The sequence below is a fragment of the Methylobacterium sp. AC832 genome (assembly GCF_979256025.1).
Window position 1 is genome coordinate 619,571 of record NZ_CEEDMV010000003.1, and the last position, 15,334, is coordinate 634,904.

The window sequence follows — 15,334 nt, forward strand, 5'->3', positions numbered from 1 at the left end:
CGTCACCGCATCAGCGCGGGGGCGCCGAGGCGCGGCAGCACACCCTCGCGCATGACGACGCGGCGCAGCGGCCCGATCGTGGTCATGGCCAGCAGGCCGAGCCCGCGCAGGGCATCGACGGGGATCAGGGAGCTGAGCAGGCTGCGGTTGAGCGTATCCACCGCAGCCGTGCGCAGGCGGGCATCCAGTGCCCGCGAACGGGCGAACCCGGACAAAGCCTCGCGCGAGCCCGGATCGCGGCCGTCCGCGGTCGCGGCCAGGACGCTGTCGCGTAGCGCCGCGGCATCGCGCAAGCCGAGATTGAGCCCCTGCGCTCCGATGGGCGGAAAGGCGTGGGCCGCCTCGCCGATAAGCGCGATGCGAGGCCCGACCGGGGAGGCGACGGAGAGGCCGCGCATCGGCACGAGCCCGCGCGGCCCGTCGATGCGCATGGCACCGAGCATGGCTTGGGCCTGGTTCTCGATGGCGCGCGCGAGGTCGGCATCCTCCAGTTCGGAGAGGCGCCGCGCCGGTCCCGCGCCGGTGACCCAGACGAGGCTGGAACGATGCCCGCCGGGGAGGGGGACCAGGGTGAACGGCCCCTGCCGGGTATGGAACTCGGTGGAGACGTCCCGGTGGGGACGCTCATGGGCGAGCAAGGTGGTGATGGCGGCCTGCGGGTAGGACCAGTCCTTGGTGGCGATGCCGGCCTGCTCCCGCATGCGCGAGCGGGCTCCGTCCGCACCGACGACGAGGCGCGCCGCGACGGCGGCCCCTTCCCCAACGAGGATCCGCGCCTCGTCGGCATCCCGTTCCAGCCCCACCGCGTCGCTCTCGAACAGGGTCAGGCCGGGAGCCGACCGGGCCTGCGCTCGCAACGATTCCACGAGGCGGGCGCTCTCCACGTTCCAGCCGAAGGCGTCGAGGCCGATTTCGGTGGAGACGAACCGGGCCGGCGGCGGACGGAACAGGCTACCGGTATCGTCGACGATGTGGAGTTCGGCCAGGGGTGCCGCATGCGGCGCCACCTCCGCCCAGGCCCCCAGCGCGCGGAGGAAACGCACGGATCCGTCGAGGAGGGCGACCGTGCGTCCGTCGGCGACGGGGGCGTGGCGGCCGACGAGGGCCGTGGCGATGCCCTCGCGCGCCAGGGCCAGGGCGAGACCGAGCCCGGCCGCACCTGCGCCGACGACGGCCACGTCGAAACGGGGAGAGGACGGCTTCATGTCATCGCTCCTCGGCGAGGGGCACCCTCACCAGACCAGTCGAAGCGGCACCGACCGGACCGCTGCCGTTTCAAATAGGTGCCGTCCGTCTCGGGTCACCTCGCTGTGGCATTGCCACGCTGCGGCTTCTAGCATCAGCTGTGCGTCTCGACAGGGGCAGAGTGCCCGGAGGTTGCCCCATCATGAGAGCGTCGTCATGAGCCTCGCCATCGCGCTGCTGGCGCTCGGCTTCCTGATGCTCGTCGCCTATCGCGGCTTCAGCGTCATCCTGTTCGCCCCGGTGGCGGCACTGCTTGCCGTGCTCCTCACCGACCCGTCCGCCGTGCTGCCGGTCTTTTCCGGCCTGTTCATGGAGAAGATGGTCGGCTTCGTGAAGCTGTACCTGCCGGTCTTCCTCCTCGGCGCGGTGTTCGGCAAGGTCATCGAACTGTCGGGTTTTTCGCGCTCCATCGTCACGGCAGTGATCGATCTCGTCGGCCCGCGCCGGGCCGTGCTCTCCATCGTGCTGGTCTGCAATCTGCTCACCTATGGCGGCGTCTCGCTCTTCGTCGTGGTGTTCGCGGTCTATCCGTTCGCGGCGGAAGCCTTCCGGCTGAGCGAGATCCCGAAGCGCCTCATCCCCGGCACCATCGCGCTCGGCGCCTTCTCCTACACGATGGACGCGCTGCCCGGCACGCCGCAGATCCAGAACATCATTCCCACCACCTTCTTCGGCACCAACACCTGGGCGGCCCCCTGGCTCGGGCTGATCGGCGCCGCCTTTATCCTCGTCGCGGGTGTCGCCTATCTCGACCGGCGCATCGCCTCGGCCAAGGCCAGGGGAGAGGGCTACGGCAGCGGCCACAGCAACGAGCCGACGCCCGTCTCCGACGAAGCCCTGGCGCATCCCCTGGTGGCGCTTCTGCCGCTCGTCGTGGTCGGCCTCTCGAACCTCGCCTTCACCGCGCTCATCCCGCGCCTCTACGGGGCGAAGACCGAGACCATGCTTGCGGGGCTCGACAAGCCGATCGTCACGACCCTGTCCTCCGTCACGGCGATCTGGGCGGTGGAACTGGCGCTGCTGGCCGGCATCCTCACGGTCTTCGTCTTCGCCTGGAGGCCGGTCTCGAAGAGCTTCGCAGAGGGCAGCCGCGCGGCGGTGGCGGGCTCGCTGCTCGCCGCCATGAACACCGCCTCCGAATACGGGTTCGGCGCGGTCATCGCGGCCCTGCCGGGCTTCATCGTCATCCGCGAGGCGCTGTCCGCGATCCCCAATCCGCTGGTGAACGAAGCGGTGACGGTGACGGCTCTGGCCGGCATCACCGGCTCGGCCTCCGGAGGGCTCAGCATCGCGCTCGCCGCCATGTCCTCCACCTTCATCGCGGCGGCCCAGGCCACCGGCATCCCCATGGAGGTGCTGCACAGGGTCGCCGCCATGGCGAGCGGCGGCATGGACACGCTGCCCCATAACGGCGCGGTCATCACCCTGCTCGCGGTGACGGGGCTGACCCACCGGCAGGCCTATGCCGACATCTTCGCGATCACGCTGCTGAAGACGAGCGCGGTCTTCCTGGTCATCGGGGTCTATTACCTGACCGGGCTGGTCTGAGGCGGGCCGGAGGGCGATCATCCCGGCGGGCAGAGTTTCGAGCCGCGCCTGGACTTTCCCCGCGAAGGCGCGGTCAATACCGAATCTGTCGCCGTCAGAGGAGCCCCCGATGGATCGCCGCTCTTTCCTGAGGCTGTCCATCGCCGCGTCAGTCGTCCCGCTTCTGCACGGCCCGGCCTTGGCCGCACCGGTCCCGCCGGCGCGCAACGTGGTCCTCGTCCACGGCCTGTTCGCCGACGGGTCGTGCTGGTCGGAGGTAATCGGGCGGCTGCAGGCGACGGGCCTGACCGTCACCTCAGTGCAGAACCCGCTGACCACCCTCGACGAGGCGGTGGCCTCGGTGCGGCGGGTGCTGGCGCGGCAGGACGGGCCGACCGTGCTCGTCGGGCATTCCTTCGCCGGAATGATCATCACGGAAGCCGGCATCGCCCCCAACGTGTCGGCCCTCGTCTACGTGGCGGCACGCGCCCCCGATGCGGGAGAGGATTACGCCGCCCTGGCCAGGACGTTTCCGACACCGCCCGCCACGGCCGGCATCGTCTTCGACGGCGAGTACGGACGTCTCGGCGAAGCGGCCTTCCTGCGGGATTTCGCCGGCGACCTTCCCGAGGCGAAGGCGAAGGTGCTCTACGCGGTGCAGCAGCCCTTCGCCAAAGCGCTGCTGGCGGGCAGGACCACCCAGGCGGCCTGGCGATCGAAGCCGAGCTTCTACGCGGTCTCGACGGAGGACCGGACGATCGACCCCGATCTTCAACGCTTCATGGCGAAGAGGATGGGCGCGACCACGATCGAGGTGACGGCGAGCCACCTGTCCCTGATCTCCCAGCCCGACACGATCGCGAAGCTGATCCTGGACGCCGCCGGCCGGCCCTGACCATCGTCCGGGGGCAGGGCGGATCGAGACCCGCGCCCTGCCGTTTGCCGACCGCCGGGACCTGTCCTATCGTCCGATGCGGCGATGCCGGATCATCGCCGGGATAGGAGAGGTCACATGGCATTCTTCATCGGGATCGCAGGTCCCTGGCTGGTTCTCGCCGTCCTCGACCTCCTGGCGATCCGCCGCGACCTGGAACTGTCGCGGATCCCGTGAAAGACTTCAGCCTTCCGGCTCCTCGACGATCTTCAAGGTGAGTTGCGTGAACGGCCTGATTTCCCAGGTGATCCCGGCCTTGAACATCATCACCACCCGGCAGCGGTCCATGACCTCGAAGGCGGGAAGGCCCGGCTCCGGCTGGAACACGAGCCCCGCGACGACGGCGGGATCGTAATCGGCGGGCCTGATCCAGACGATCTCTTCCATGGAACGCTGCCACCCTCCGTCGCGGTTGCCGGGGAACGCCGCCGCCCGGCCTCTCTCACACGAGGCGGGCGATGTTTCGCAATGGCCATGCCGCCCGCGCCTCCGGCCGGGCACCTCAATCGGCAGCGCCGGACTTGCCCCTTAATACCGGCAGCTTATGTCGCGTCCATCGGACAGACGAGGAGTGACGACGATGCCCAAGGCGATCCGGGTCTACGAGTATGGCGAACCCGAAGTGATGCGCTACGAGGAGGTGGCGGTCGGCGAGCCCGGCCCCGGCCAGATCCGCGTTCGCCAGACGGCCATCGGCGTCAACTTCATCGACATCTACTTCCGCTCGGGCGCCTACAAGGCGGCGCAGCTCCCCTTCACCCCCGGCAAGGAGGGCGCGGGCGTCGTCACCGCCATCGGCGAGGGCGTCACCGGGTTCCGGGTGGGTGAGCGCGTGGCCTACGGTTCGGCCGAGGGCACCTATGCGGAGGAGGTGGTGATCAATGCCAGCGCCGCCGTGCATCTCGCCGACGGCGTCGACGACGACACCGCCGCGGCCATGATGCTGAAGGGCCTCACCGCCGAATATCTCCTGCACCGGACCTGCCCGGTGAAGCCGGGCGACACGATCCTGTTCCACGCCGCCGCCGGCGGCGTCGGCCTCATCGCCTGCCAGTGGGCCAAGCATATCGGCGCCACCGTCATCGGCACGGTGGGCTCGGCCGAGAAGGCGGAACTGGCGCGGGCCAATGGCTGCGATCACGTCATCCTCTACCGCGACGAGGATTTCGCCGCGCGGGTCAGGGAGATCACCGGCGGCAAGGGCGTGCGCGTCGTCTATGACGGCGTCGGCAAGGACACGTTCCCGGCCTCCCTCGACTGCATCGCCCCGCTGGGGATGTTCGTGAGCTTCGGCTCCGCCTCGGGCCCGGTAGAGAACTTCAACCTGGCGGTGCTGGGCCAGAAGGGCTCGCTCTTCGCGACGCGTCCCTCCCTGTTCGCCCATGCGGGGACGCGGGCCACCCTCGATTCCATGGCCGAGAACCTGTTCGGCGTGGTGGCGAGCGGCGCGGTGAAGATCCCCGTCCATGCACGGGCGAAACTCGCCGACGCGGTGCAGGTGCACAAGGATCTGGCCGGACGCCAGACCACCGGCGCCACGATCATGACCCCGTGATCCAAGAAACTCCTGATCCAAGAATCTCCTGATTCAGGCATCTCGTGATCCGAGTATCCCGTGATTCAAGGATACCGCGATCCCGGGATCACCCGACGACAGGACGAAGCGAATGATGACCCCAGGTGAGCGCGACCTTCTCCTGGTGGTCGACGTCCAGAACGACTTCCTGCCCGGCGGAGCCCTCGCGGTGCCGGACGGCCATGCGGTGATCGCGCCGATCAACCGCCTCGCCGCCCTGTTCCCGCATGTGGTCCTGACTCAGGACTGGCATCCGGCCGGGCATGTCTCCTTCGCGTCCAGCCATGCCGGGCGACGCCCGTTCGAGACCATGGATCTGCCCTACGGCCCACAGATCCTGTGGCCGGACCATTGCATCCAGGGCTCGCCCGGCGCGCGGCTCTCCGACGAGCTGCATGCCGACCAGGCCGAGCTGGTGATCCGCAAGGGCTACCATGCGCATACGGACAGCTACTCGGCCTTCCTCGAAGCCGATGGCGTCACGCCCACGGGGCTCACGGGATACCTGCGCGAACGCGGCATCAGCCGCCTGTTCCTCTGTGGCCTCGCCACGGATTTCTGCGTCGCTTGGAGCGCCCTCCACGGACGGCGCGCGGGGTTCGACATCGTCGTGGTGGAGGACGCCGTGAGGGCGATCGACCAGAGCGGCTCGCTCGCCCGCGCCTGGGACGAGATGGACCGCGCCGGGATCACCCGGATCGACAGCGCGTCCATCGATTCCTGATGCGGCACGATACGCGGTAACTTGGCCGGTGGGTGCCGCGTTGACGGGTCATCGCAGCTGTGATGGAGCGCTCATGTCCAACAAGCACATGAAGACCGACGTCCCGACCGATGCGGACCTCAAGGGCAATCCCGGAATCGGCACCTCGAAGGGGATGACGATGTCGGGGGGCGACCCCCGCGATCTCGAAGGCGAGTCGACCTTCGAAGGCGACGTCGACAACGAGACGACGCCGGAAGGCGGCATCGATCCGAACCACCGCCCGCGCAAGAATTCCTGACGAGCAAGAATTCCTGACGGGTCAGGTACATCCCGGCTAACGAAGAAAGCCCCGCCGGTCGCGGCCGGTGGGGCTACTTGGTGGGCGGTGTCAGACCGCGCTGCCGTAGAGGTCGTAGGCGTCGGCCCGCTCGATCTTCACGGTGACGATGTCGCCGACCCGCAGCGGCCGGCGTGAGGTGACATGGACGTTGCCGTCGATCTCGGGCGCGTCGTATTTCGAGCGGCCCTTGGCGATACCGCCCTCGACGGCATCGATGATGACCGGCAGGCGCTTGCCCACGCGCGCCTTCTGCAGGCGGGCCGAGACGCCCTGCTGCGCCTCCATGAAGCGGCGCTTGCGCTCGGCCTTGAGTTCCGGCGGGACGAGATCGCCGAGCCCGTTGGCCACCGCGCCGCCCACGGGCTCGTATTCGAAACAGCCGACGCGCTCGAGCTTGGCTTCCCGGATCCAGGTCAGCAATTCCTCGAACTCGGCCTCGGTCTCGCCGGGGAAGCCGACGATGAAGGTCGAGCGGATGGCGAGGTCCGGGCAGATCTCGCGCCAGCGCCGAATGCGCTCGAGCTGTTTCTCCTGGTTGCCCGGCCGGCGCATGCGCTTGAGCACGGACGGGCTGGCGTGCTGGAGCGGCATGTCGAGATAGGGCAGGATCTTGCCCTCGGCCATCAGCGGGATGACGTCGTCCACGTGCGGGTAGGGATAGACGTAGTGCATCCGCACCCAGGCACCGAGCTCCCCGAGTTCGGCGGAGAGATCGTAGAATTTCGCCCGCACCTCGCGGTCGCGCCAGGGGCTCGTGGCGTAGCGGATATCGACGCCGTAGGCGGAGGTGTCCTGCGAGACCACCAGCAATTCCTTGACGCCGGCCTTCACCAGCTTCTCGGCCTCGCGCAGCACGTCGCCGGCCGGCCGGCTGACGAGGTCGCCGCGCAAGGACGGGATGATGCAGAAGGTGCAGCGGTTGTTGCAGCCCTCGGAGATCTTCAGATAGGCGTAATGACGCGGGGTGAGCTTCACCCCCTGCGGCGGCACCAGATCGAGGAACGGGTCATGGGCCGGGGGCACCGCCTCGTGCACGGCGGCGACCACCGATTCGTAGGCCTGAGGGCCGGTCACCGCGAGGAGGTTCGGATATTTCTCGCGAATTTCCTCGGGCTGCGCGCCCATGCAGCCGGTGACGATGACGCGGCCGTTCTCGGCCATGGCCTCGCCGATGGCCGAGAGCGATTCGGCCTTGGCCGAATCGAGGAAGCCGCAGGTATTGACGATGACGACGTCCGCCCCGTCATGCCGGCGCGCGAGCTCATAGCCTTCCGCCCGGAGATGCGTGAGGATGCGCTCGGAATCCACCAGCGCCTTGGGGCAGCCGAGGGAGACGAACGAGATCTTGGGCGCGGCTTTCGCCGGGGTCGGAACGGTGACGGGTACGGTCATGGTCGCTCGTCGGTCGCGGCCGAGGAAAACTCGACCGGCCGTGATTCTCGGGGCGGAGGGTGCCGGGTTGCGGTCTCCCTATACGCCCATCCTCGCGCGGTTGCGAGGGCGGCGGTTCCGGGCACCATGCCGCCAGCCTGCACGGCCCATGCAGCCCGCGCGGCTTCCGTCGGACCGCGACCCGTGTCACCTGTGGCGCGTCATCAGGAAACCATGCCGCAGGAGGGCCCCGTGTCCCAGCCCGCGCGAAGCTCTTAAGTCCGACAGCATCATGTGGACCCGCGAGATCCCCTTCATCGATCCCGTCGCGGCGGCCGAGGCGTTCTCGTCCCTGCCGGGACTGGCCTTCCTCGACAGCGCCATGCGCCACGAGACCCTGGGGCGCGTCTCGATCGTGGCCGCCGATCCGTTCGGGCGGTTCCGCTACGCGAACGGCCGCGCGACGCTCGACGGACGCCCGCTCGAGGGGTCCGGCCTGGAGGCCCTGCGCGCCTGCCTCGCGCCCTACCGGATGGCGGGCGACGAGGGATTCGGCTTTCCCGGCGGGGCCATCGGCTATTTCGCTTACGATCTCGGCGCCTGCCTGGAGCGGGTGACGCCGCCGGCCCGCCGCGCCGGCCTCACCGACGACATCGCCTTCAATCTCTACGACACGATCCTCTCCATCGACCATGACAGCCGCACCTGCCGGCTCGTCGCCAACGGCTTTCCGGAGCTGACGGATTCCGCCCGCGCCGACCGGGCGCGGGCGCGGCTCGACCGTTTCGCGGAGTTGCTCGCGGGCGGCGGCGGCGCCCGGACGAGAGCAGAGGCCGCGCCCCTCGCCTGGCGCTCCAACTTCACCAGGGCTTCCTACGAGGCGGCGGTGGAGACGGTCCGCGACTACATCCGGGCCGGCGACATCTACCAGGCCAACATCGCCCAGCGCTTCGAGGCGGCGCTGCCGACGGGATACGATCCCTTCGCGCTCTATCACCGCCTGCGTGAGACCAACCCGGCGACCTTCGGCGCTTATCTGTCCTTCGACGCTCTCACCATCGCGTCGAGCAGTCCCGAGCGCTTCATGAAGCTGCAGGGCAGGGCGGTGGAGACCCGGCCGATCAAGGGCACCGTGCGCCGGGTGGAGGATCCCGCCGAGGACCGGGCTCTGGGCGAGGCGCTCCAGGCCAACGTCAAGGAGCGGGCCGAGAACATCATGATCGTCGATCTCCTGCGCAACGACCTTTCGCGGATCTGCGAGCCGCACAGCGTCAAGGTGCCGGTCCTGTGCGGGCTCGAATCCTACGCCTCTGTCCACCACCTCGTCTCCGTGGTGACCGGGACCCTGCGCCAGGGGCTCGACGCCATCGACCTGATCGCCGCCACCTTCCCCGGCGGCTCGATCACCGGGGCCCCGAAACTGCGCGCCATGGACATCATTACCGAGATCGAGGGTGATGCCCGCGAGCTCTATTGCGGGGCCATCGGCGCCATCGGGTTCGACGGGTCGCTCGACACCTCCATCGCCATCCGCACCGTGTTCATGGACGAGTCCCGCGCCGTGCTCCAGGCCGGGGGAGGGGTGACGCTCCTCTCCGACCCGGCCGCGGAGTACGAGGAGACCCTGACCAAGGCGGCGCGAGTCTTCGCCGCCTTCGAGCCCGACCGGAACGAGGGCGAGGCGTCATGATCCTCGTCGTCGACAATTACGATTCCTTCGTCTTCAACGTGGTGCGCTACGTGGAGGAGCTCGGCCAGGAGGTGAAGGTGCTGCGCAACGACGCCGTCGACGTCGCCGGCATCCGCGCGCTCGCCCCCGAGGCGCTGATCCTCTCGCCCGGCCCCTGCACCCCCAACGAGGCCGGCGTGACCCTGCCCGCCATCGAGGCCCTGTCCGGCGAGATCCCGATCCTCGGCGTCTGCCTCGGCCACCAGGCCATCGGTGCGGCCTTCGGCGGTCGGGTCGAGCGGGCGGCGCGGCCGCTCCACGGCCAGGCGACGGCGATCCGGCATGACGGGTCCGGCCTGTTCGCGGGCCTGCCCGACCCGATGCAGGTGGGCCGCTACCATTCCCTCATCGTCACGCCGCAGCCGGGCATGGACGAATCCCTCGTCGTCGATGCCGTATCGGGGGAGGGCGAGGTGATGGCCCTGTCGCACCGGCGCCACCCGACGATGGGCGTGCAGTTCCACCCGGAATCGGTGCTGACCGAGAACGGCCACGCGGTGTTCGGCAACTTCCTCGATCTGGCGCGCCGGTGGCGGGAGAGCCGCGATGCTGTGGTTTGACGGTGTCCTCCACGAGGGCAGCCGCCATGTTTTCGACCTCGCCGACCGGGGCCTGACCCTCGGGGACGGCCTCTTCGACACGGCCCTCTGCCTCGGCGGCCGCCTCGCCTTCCATGAGGCGCATCTCGCCCGGCTCGCCACCTCGGCCGAGGATTTGGGATTCTTCATCGACCGGGAAGCGGTGGGGGAGGCGATGCGCCGCGTCGCCGCTGCCATCGGCGACGGCGCGCTCCGCACCACGATCACCCGCGGCTCCGGCCCGCGCGGTCTCGCCCCGCCGGAGCCGGCCCGGCCGGTCTGGTGGATCGCCGCCACGCCGCGCCGGGCGGGGTCGGGTTTCGCGCCGGTCTCGCTGCATCCGAGCACGATCCGCCGCAACGAGACCTCGCCGACCGCGAGGATCAAGACGCTGGGCTATCTCGACGCCATCCTCGCCGCCCGGGAGGCGAGGGCGCTGGGCTTCGACGAGGCCCTGTTCCTCAACACCAAAGGCCACCTCGCCTGCGCCGGGACCGGCAACCTGTTCGCAATCCTGGACAGGCGCCTCGTCACCCCGCCGCTGTCGGACGGCGTACTGCCCGGCATCGTCCGGGCGCAGGTTCTCGGCTTGGCGGAATCCCTCGGCATCGAGACCACGGAACGCTCCCTCGCCCTCGAGGAGGTCCTGGCCGCTGAGGCGGTGCTCATGACCAATTCCCTGCGGGGCCTCTCCCCTGTTACGGCGATCGGGACGACGGCGTTCCCCGGCGGGCACGAGACCGTCGCCGCGTTGAGCCACGCGCTCCGCCGCCTCATCGCCGAGGAATGCGGCGTCGCGCCGGAGGTGGCGTGAGGCCGGAGATCACCACGCCGGAGGCCCCAACGCACAGCCGCCTGCTCTCGCGGCTCGGCCTCGCCGCGCTCTATGGCGGCATCGGCCTCCTCCACCTCGCGGCCGCCGACAGGTTCCTGCCGATCATGCCCGATTGGGTGCCCTGGCCGAGGCAGGTCGTCATCCTGACGGGTCTCTACGAACTCGCCTGCGTGGCGGGCCTGTTCGTCGCGCGCACCCGCCGCGCTGCCGGCTACGCCCTGGCCGCCTACGCGATCTGCGTGTTCCCGGCCAATATCAAGCACGCGGTCGAGGGGATCTCCGTTCCCGGCCTGCCCGACAGCTGGTGGTATCACGGGCCCCGCCTCGCCCTCCAACCGGTTCTGGTCTGGTGGGCGCTCCACGCCACGCGGATCGTCGATTGGCCGTTCGGGCAGCGGTAGAGCGCGGGCGGGCGAACGGACCGAAGCCAGCCGGCGATCAGGCTTCCGAACGCTTCACCCGCTGCCAAGCGGCTTCCATGGCGGAAAGATCGGCCTCTTCCAGGCTTGCCCCATCCTCCGCGATCAAAGCCGCCATGGCGTGGAAGCGCCGCTCGAACTTGATATTCCCTCTTTTCAAGGAATATTCCGGATCTATTCCAGAATGCCGGGCGAGATTCACCACCGCGAAGAGCAGGTCGCCGATCTCCTCGGCGAGGTGATCCGGGTCGTTCCGCCCGAGCGCGTCGGCGACCTCGTCCACCTCCTCGCGGATCTTGGCGACGACTGAGGCCGCGTCCGGCCAGTCGAATCCGTGCCGCGCCGCGTTGCGGCTGATCTTCTCGGCCCGGGTGAGGGCGGGCAGGGCCTTGGCGACGGAGCCGAGGAGGTCGCCCCCGGTGTGTTCGGACCGCCCCGTCTTCTCCGACCGTTCCGCCGCTTTCGCCGCATTCCAGTTGGCGTCGAGCTGCGTCAGGTTCAGGCGCTCGGGACCATCCGCCAGCAGCGACCCATCCGCCTCGAACACATGCGGATGCCGCCGGATCAGCTTGGCGCAGATCGTCCAGACCACATCGTCGAAGGCGAAGCTCCCGGCCTCCTCGGCGACCCGCGCCTGGAACACGACCTGGAGCAGGAGATCGCCGAGTTCCCCCTGGAGATCGGCGAGATCGCCACGTTCGATGGCGTCCACCACCTCGTAGGCCTCCTCCAGCGCGTAGGGGGCGAGGCTGTCGAGGGTCTGGACCTGGTCCCAGGCGCAGCCCCGTTCGGGATCGCGCAGGGCCGCCATCAATCGCAGCAGGGTCTCGATCGGGGCTTCGGATGTCACGGGCTCACCATGCTGGAGAAAGTCAGGAAGGGGGAAGGGCGCAAGTCCGGGCTCGGCCACGGTTAGGCCAACCGGTGGCGTCCCCTCAAGCCGGTGTCGCAGGGGGGCACGATCCATCCTCGTCTGTGCCGAACCTGTGGACCGGGAGAGGAGGAATTCTGGAAATTCCAAGATATCGATCAAAGAACCGTGCCGTCCGGTAAAGCGAACGACCCACCGACCCCTTAGGAAAGATATCAGTAACCTCTTTTTAGAGAGTCAGTTCAGCAAGTTATATGGGACGGCGAATTCGCGTGGTCTCCCCGTAGGTTGAGACCCTTTCGCGTATCGAACTCTGCGCGAGGACGTATCGAACTCTGCGTGGTTCCGTATCGGATTCTGCGCTGTCGCGGCCCCGATCCGTATGCGATTCTGCGCCGATCCGTATGGAATTCTGCGGGGAGAACGGGGTTTGCCGGTGAAGTATGGGGATAGAACGGAATTCCGGCCCGTATCGAACTCTGCGTAGACCTCGGAAGGGCTGAGGGGCGGTCTCTTCCGGCGGCGGGATCGCCGCACGGGTGCGGCCCATCCCCCGGCTGCGGGGTTCCGTGGCCGAGCCCTTGGCCGAGCCCTTGGCCGAGCCCTTGGCCGAGCCCTTGGCCGAGCCCTTGGCCGAGCCCTTGGCCGAGCCCTTGGGCCGACTCCGTGGATTGTCGGGATAAGATCCGGCCCCGGCGACTCCTGGCCTCGGAATCGTGCGATGGCGGGAGTTCAGTGACCAGAGCCGCCGGTATCGATGACAGCCATGGGGATCGAGGAGAAGCTCGCCCAGATCCGTGATCCCGACCTCCTGGAGGAGGTCGAGGCCGGCCGCGGCAGCTTCCTGTTCGGAAGCATCGTCGAGCATATCCTCCATCGGCAGCGTGCCCGCGACGCCGAGGCGGCGAGCCTGCGCGAGGCCGCCGACATGCGCGGCGCCATGCCCCGCGACCGGCGCCGGCGCGACATGGTGCGCGAGGTCATCGAGAACGAACCGACCCTGCCGGAGAACCTGCAGCACATCCACAGCGTGCTGGCCCTGTGCGGCCTGCCCTATCGCGATCCGGGCGATGCCCGCGAGTTCTTCCGGGAATACGGCCGCAATTCCCTCAGCCTGCTGGCCGGCCGCCTCAAGAACCCGGTCAATGGCGAGATGGAGTTCCAGGGCCTGCCCTACGGCCCCAAGGCCCGCCTCGTCCTGCTGCATCTCTGCACCGAGGCGGTGCGCCAGCGCAGCCCCACCATCACGGTGGCGGACAGCCTGTCGGGCTTCATGAAGGAGATGGGATTTTCCGTCACCGGCGGCGAGCGCGGCACGATCCGGCAGTTCAAGGAACAGCTCAACCGGCTCGCCGCCTGTACCCTGCAGATCGGCCTCTGGGACGGCAGCGACAAGGCCAGCACCCTCAACGTGCCGCCCTTCCGCCAGCTCGACCTCTGGCTCTCGCACGGATCGGGGGAGGGGCAGGTCTGGTCGAAGACCGTCCAGTTCCACCAGGATTTCTACGACAACCTGATCCAGCACGCCCTGCCGGTCGATATCCGCGCGGCCCGCGCCTTCGCCGGCTCGGCCCGCAAGCTCGATCTCCTGTTCTGGCTCGGCTACCGCCTGCGCGTCCTGCAGCGCCCGCTGCGGCTGACCTGGGCCAACCTGCACAGCCAGTTCGGTGCCGACAATGCCAGCATCCGCAGCTTCCGGCAGGCCTTCAAGGCCGATCTCGCCCATATGCAGGAGGTCTTCCCGAAACTGCCCGTCTCCCTCGACGAGGCCGGCATGATGCTCCAGCCCGCCCATCCGAGCGCCCTGCTGGTTCCGCCCAGGCTCGGCGGGGCGAAGGCGGGCGCATCCAAGGCCGGTGCGGCACGGCGCGCCCTCGCGGGCTGAGGCATCTTCCAAATATTCGAGAGGAATATTCCATCCCGGCACGCCTTCTGCTAGATATTCCATAATTGGAATATTCCAGAGGTGCCACCATGTTCCTGACGGAAGCCGAGGCCGAGGCACGCCTCTCCGACCTCTATCGTGAGCGGGCCCGGATCGAGCGGGCCATCGCCGACCTCACGCTCTTCCTCGATATCGGCCGCCGGATATCCGGGCCCGCCGGAGAGGCGGGTGACGGGCGGCGGGATCCGGCCCCGGTCGCCCCGCCGCCGGATTCGGCAAGCGAGGAGCCTGCGGGCGAATCCGGCGGCGACCGGTCGCAGGCCCGGCGCGAGGGCCGTCTCCTCATGGAGGCCGCCTCCGAGATCCTCGAGGAGGCGGGCCGGCCTCTCCACGCCGCCGAGATCCTGGAGGGCCTGACCCTGCGCGGCCTGTCGGTCCCCGGCATCGACCCGGTGGCGGCCCTCAACACCCGGCTGTGGAAGCGCTCGGGGCCCGACGGTCCGTTCCAGCGCCTCGGCGACGCGGTCTATGCCCTTGCCGCCGGGCCCGATGACGAATGAGGCTCAGAACCCCCCGTTCCGGGTGATCCCCGCGATGATCGTTTCGCGGGCGGCGCGCGAAGCGGCGAATCGCGCGCGGGCGGCCGCGACCACCTCAGGCGAGGCCGTTCCGGGATGGCCCGCCGAGAAGGGCGGGGCCGGCGCGTATTCGAGAGCCAGCTGGATCGTCTCGGCTTCCGTCCGGCCCGCGAGCTCGGCCACCGCCGCGAGGGCGAAATCGAGGCCGGCGGTGACGCCGCCCCCGGTGATGATCCGTCCGTCGCGCACGATCCGCTCGTCGACCGGGATCGCCCCGAAGGCCGCCAAGAGGTCGAGGGCGCCCCAATGGGTGGTCGCGCGCTTTCCCCTCAGCAGCCCCGCCGCCCCGAGGATGAGGGCGCCGGTGCAGACCGAGGTGACGAGGATCGGCCGCTCGGCTTGGGCGCGCACGAAATCGAGTACCGGCGCGTGCGTCATCAGGGCGTTCACGCCGATCCCGCCCGGAATGCAGAGGAGGTCGAGGGGCGGGCAGGCGGCGAGATCCGTCGTGGGCGTCAGCGGCAATCCGGTGGCGCTGACGATGGTGGCGCGGTCGAGGCCGACGAGATGGACGCGCGCCCCCGGCAGCGAGGCGAAGACCTCGTAGGGCGCGGTGAGGTCGAGCTGCTGCACGCCCTCGAAGGTCAGGAGGCCGATCTCGAAGCGGATCTCGGTCTGGGGCATGGCAAGGGTCTCCGGGAGGGGGCGGCAACGGAAAGGCCGCGGCTGGACAGGACCGA

General features: G+C 69.2%; 16 protein-coding genes. 11 read left to right on the forward strand and 5 right to left on the reverse strand.

From position 1 onward, the window contains the following. Nucleotides 1-2: 2 nt before the first annotated feature. Nucleotides 3-1,205 carry an FAD-dependent monooxygenase gene (locus AC0IXR_RS14555; RefSeq protein ID WP_471761252.1) on the reverse strand — a complete coding sequence of 401 codons (1,203 nt, stop codon included), beginning with the start codon at nt 1,203-1,205 and terminating at the stop codon, nt 3-5. Between the two features lie 196 nt (nt 1,206-1,401). On the opposite strand from AC0IXR_RS14555, the gene AC0IXR_RS14560 reads away from it, so the two are divergent. Both AC0IXR_RS14560 and AC0IXR_RS14565 read left to right on the forward strand, forming a co-directional pair. After that, nucleotides 1,402-2,793 (forward strand): GntP family permease, encoded by a 1,392-nt coding sequence (locus AC0IXR_RS14560; RefSeq protein WP_461223474.1) that lies wholly within the window; start codon nt 1,402-1,404, stop codon nt 2,791-2,793. Between the two features lie 109 nt (nt 2,794-2,902). Beyond that, nucleotides 2,903-3,667 (forward strand): alpha/beta fold hydrolase, encoded by a 765-nt coding sequence (locus AC0IXR_RS14565; protein WP_471761253.1) that lies wholly within the window; start codon nt 2,903-2,905, stop codon nt 3,665-3,667. 222 nt (nt 3,668-3,889) lie between these two features. On the opposite strand, the gene AC0IXR_RS14570 is transcribed toward AC0IXR_RS14565, so the two are convergent. Next, a complete protein-coding gene (locus AC0IXR_RS14570) occupies nt 3,890-4,093 on the reverse strand; it encodes a hypothetical protein (RefSeq protein ID WP_471761254.1) in 204 nt (67 codons plus the stop codon). A 193-nt stretch (nt 4,094-4,286) separates the two neighbouring features. On the opposite strand from AC0IXR_RS14570, the gene AC0IXR_RS14575 reads away from it, so the two are divergent. From AC0IXR_RS14575 to AC0IXR_RS14585, 3 genes are all read left to right on the forward strand, one after another. Next, entirely contained in the window at nt 4,287-5,261 is a 975-nt protein-coding gene (locus AC0IXR_RS14575; protein ID WP_471761255.1) for a quinone oxidoreductase family protein, read from the forward strand. A 112-nt stretch (nt 5,262-5,373) separates the two neighbouring features. Next, complete coding sequence (gene pncA / locus AC0IXR_RS14580; protein ID WP_471761256.1) at nt 5,374-6,006, forward strand: bifunctional nicotinamidase/pyrazinamidase; 633 nt, start codon at nt 5,374-5,376, stop codon at nt 6,004-6,006. A gap of 73 nt (nt 6,007-6,079) precedes the next feature. After that, nucleotides 6,080-6,286, forward strand: coding sequence for a hypothetical protein (locus tag AC0IXR_RS14585; RefSeq protein ID WP_056425741.1), 207 nt, complete (start codon nt 6,080-6,082; stop codon nt 6,284-6,286). Nucleotides 6,287-6,376: 90 nt separating this feature from the next. On the opposite strand, the gene rimO is transcribed toward AC0IXR_RS14585, so the two are convergent. Then, nucleotides 6,377-7,720 (reverse strand): 30S ribosomal protein S12 methylthiotransferase RimO, encoded by a 1,344-nt coding sequence (gene rimO / locus AC0IXR_RS14590; RefSeq protein ID WP_471761257.1) that lies wholly within the window; start codon nt 7,718-7,720, stop codon nt 6,377-6,379. A gap of 271 nt (nt 7,721-7,991) precedes the next feature. On the opposite strand from rimO, the gene pabB reads away from it, so the two are divergent. The 4 genes from pabB to AC0IXR_RS14610 are packed head-to-tail and all read left to right on the forward strand — an operon-like array spanning nt 7,992 to nt 11,242. Next, nucleotides 7,992-9,389: an aminodeoxychorismate synthase component I gene (gene pabB, locus AC0IXR_RS14595; RefSeq protein ID WP_471761258.1), complete on the forward strand. Its 1,398-nt coding sequence runs from the start codon at nt 7,992-7,994 to the stop codon at nt 9,387-9,389. Then, a complete protein-coding gene (locus AC0IXR_RS14600; protein WP_056425731.1) occupies nt 9,386-9,988 on the forward strand; it encodes an anthranilate synthase component II in 603 nt (200 codons plus the stop codon). The genes pabB and AC0IXR_RS14600 overlap by 4 nt, the downstream gene beginning before the upstream one ends. Beyond that, complete coding sequence (locus tag AC0IXR_RS14605; RefSeq protein ID WP_471761259.1) at nt 9,975-10,820, forward strand: aminotransferase class IV; 846 nt, start codon at nt 9,975-9,977, stop codon at nt 10,818-10,820. Before AC0IXR_RS14600 ends, AC0IXR_RS14605 begins: the two co-directional genes overlap by 14 nt. After that, the gene (locus AC0IXR_RS14610; RefSeq protein ID WP_471761260.1) at nt 10,793-11,242 is read left to right on the forward strand and encodes a DoxX family protein; all 450 of its coding nucleotides are present in this window, start codon (nt 10,793-10,795) and stop codon (nt 11,240-11,242) included. The genes AC0IXR_RS14605 and AC0IXR_RS14610 overlap by 28 nt, the downstream gene beginning before the upstream one ends. A gap of 37 nt (nt 11,243-11,279) precedes the next feature. On the opposite strand, the gene mazG is transcribed toward AC0IXR_RS14610, so the two are convergent. After that, the gene (gene mazG, locus AC0IXR_RS14615; RefSeq protein WP_471761261.1) at nt 11,280-12,110 is read right to left on the reverse strand and encodes a nucleoside triphosphate pyrophosphohydrolase; all 831 of its coding nucleotides are present in this window, start codon (nt 12,108-12,110) and stop codon (nt 11,280-11,282) included. A gap of 787 nt (nt 12,111-12,897) precedes the next feature. Here mazG and AC0IXR_RS14620 point away from each other — a divergent pair. After that, entirely contained in the window at nt 12,898-14,016 is a 1,119-nt protein-coding gene (locus tag AC0IXR_RS14620) for a replication protein RepA (protein WP_056425726.1), read from the forward strand. A gap of 89 nt (nt 14,017-14,105) precedes the next feature. Beyond that, on the forward strand, nt 14,106-14,576 hold the full coding sequence (locus AC0IXR_RS14625; RefSeq protein WP_471761262.1) for a winged helix-turn-helix domain-containing protein: 471 nt from the start codon (nt 14,106-14,108) through the stop codon (nt 14,574-14,576). 3 nt (nt 14,577-14,579) lie between these two features. Here AC0IXR_RS14625 and AC0IXR_RS14630 read toward each other — a convergent pair whose 3' ends face one another. Next, nucleotides 14,580-15,278 (reverse strand): DJ-1/PfpI family protein, encoded by a 699-nt coding sequence (locus AC0IXR_RS14630; RefSeq protein WP_471761264.1) that lies wholly within the window; start codon nt 15,276-15,278, stop codon nt 14,580-14,582. Nucleotides 15,279-15,334: the final 56 nt, after the last annotated feature.

Coding starts and splice junctions, on each gene's coding strand:
- AC0IXR_RS14605 (WP_471761259.1), top strand. CDS start 9,975: ATGCTGTGGTTTGACGGTGTCCTCCACGAGGGCAGCCGCCATGTTTTC.
- AC0IXR_RS14575 (WP_471761255.1), top strand. CDS start 4,287: ATGCCCAAGGCGATCCGGGTCTACGAGTATGGCGAACCCGAAGTGATG.
- AC0IXR_RS14630 (WP_471761264.1), bottom strand. CDS start 15,278: ATGCCCCAGACCGAGATCCGCTTCGAGATCGGCCTCCTGACCTTCGAG.
- pabB (WP_471761258.1), top strand. CDS start 7,992: ATGTGGACCCGCGAGATCCCCTTCATCGATCCCGTCGCGGCGGCCGAG.
- AC0IXR_RS14610 (WP_471761260.1), top strand. CDS start 10,793: ATGCGGCGTCGCGCCGGAGGTGGCGTGAGGCCGGAGATCACCACGCCG.
- AC0IXR_RS14570 (WP_471761254.1), bottom strand. CDS start 4,093: ATGGAAGAGATCGTCTGGATCAGGCCCGCCGATTACGATCCCGCCGTC.
- AC0IXR_RS14600 (WP_056425731.1), top strand. CDS start 9,386: ATGATCCTCGTCGTCGACAATTACGATTCCTTCGTCTTCAACGTGGTG.
- AC0IXR_RS14560 (WP_461223474.1), top strand. CDS start 1,402: ATGAGCCTCGCCATCGCGCTGCTGGCGCTCGGCTTCCTGATGCTCGTC.
- AC0IXR_RS14585 (WP_056425741.1), top strand. CDS start 6,080: ATGTCCAACAAGCACATGAAGACCGACGTCCCGACCGATGCGGACCTC.
- AC0IXR_RS14555 (WP_471761252.1), bottom strand. CDS start 1,205: ATGAAGCCGTCCTCTCCCCGTTTCGACGTGGCCGTCGTCGGCGCAGGT.
- AC0IXR_RS14625 (WP_471761262.1), top strand. CDS start 14,106: ATGTTCCTGACGGAAGCCGAGGCCGAGGCACGCCTCTCCGACCTCTAT.
- AC0IXR_RS14565 (WP_471761253.1), top strand. CDS start 2,903: ATGGATCGCCGCTCTTTCCTGAGGCTGTCCATCGCCGCGTCAGTCGTC.
- rimO (WP_471761257.1), bottom strand. CDS start 7,720: ATGACCGTACCCGTCACCGTTCCGACCCCGGCGAAAGCCGCGCCCAAG.
- AC0IXR_RS14620 (WP_056425726.1), top strand. CDS start 12,898: ATGGGGATCGAGGAGAAGCTCGCCCAGATCCGTGATCCCGACCTCCTG.
- pncA (WP_471761256.1), top strand. CDS start 5,374: ATGATGACCCCAGGTGAGCGCGACCTTCTCCTGGTGGTCGACGTCCAG.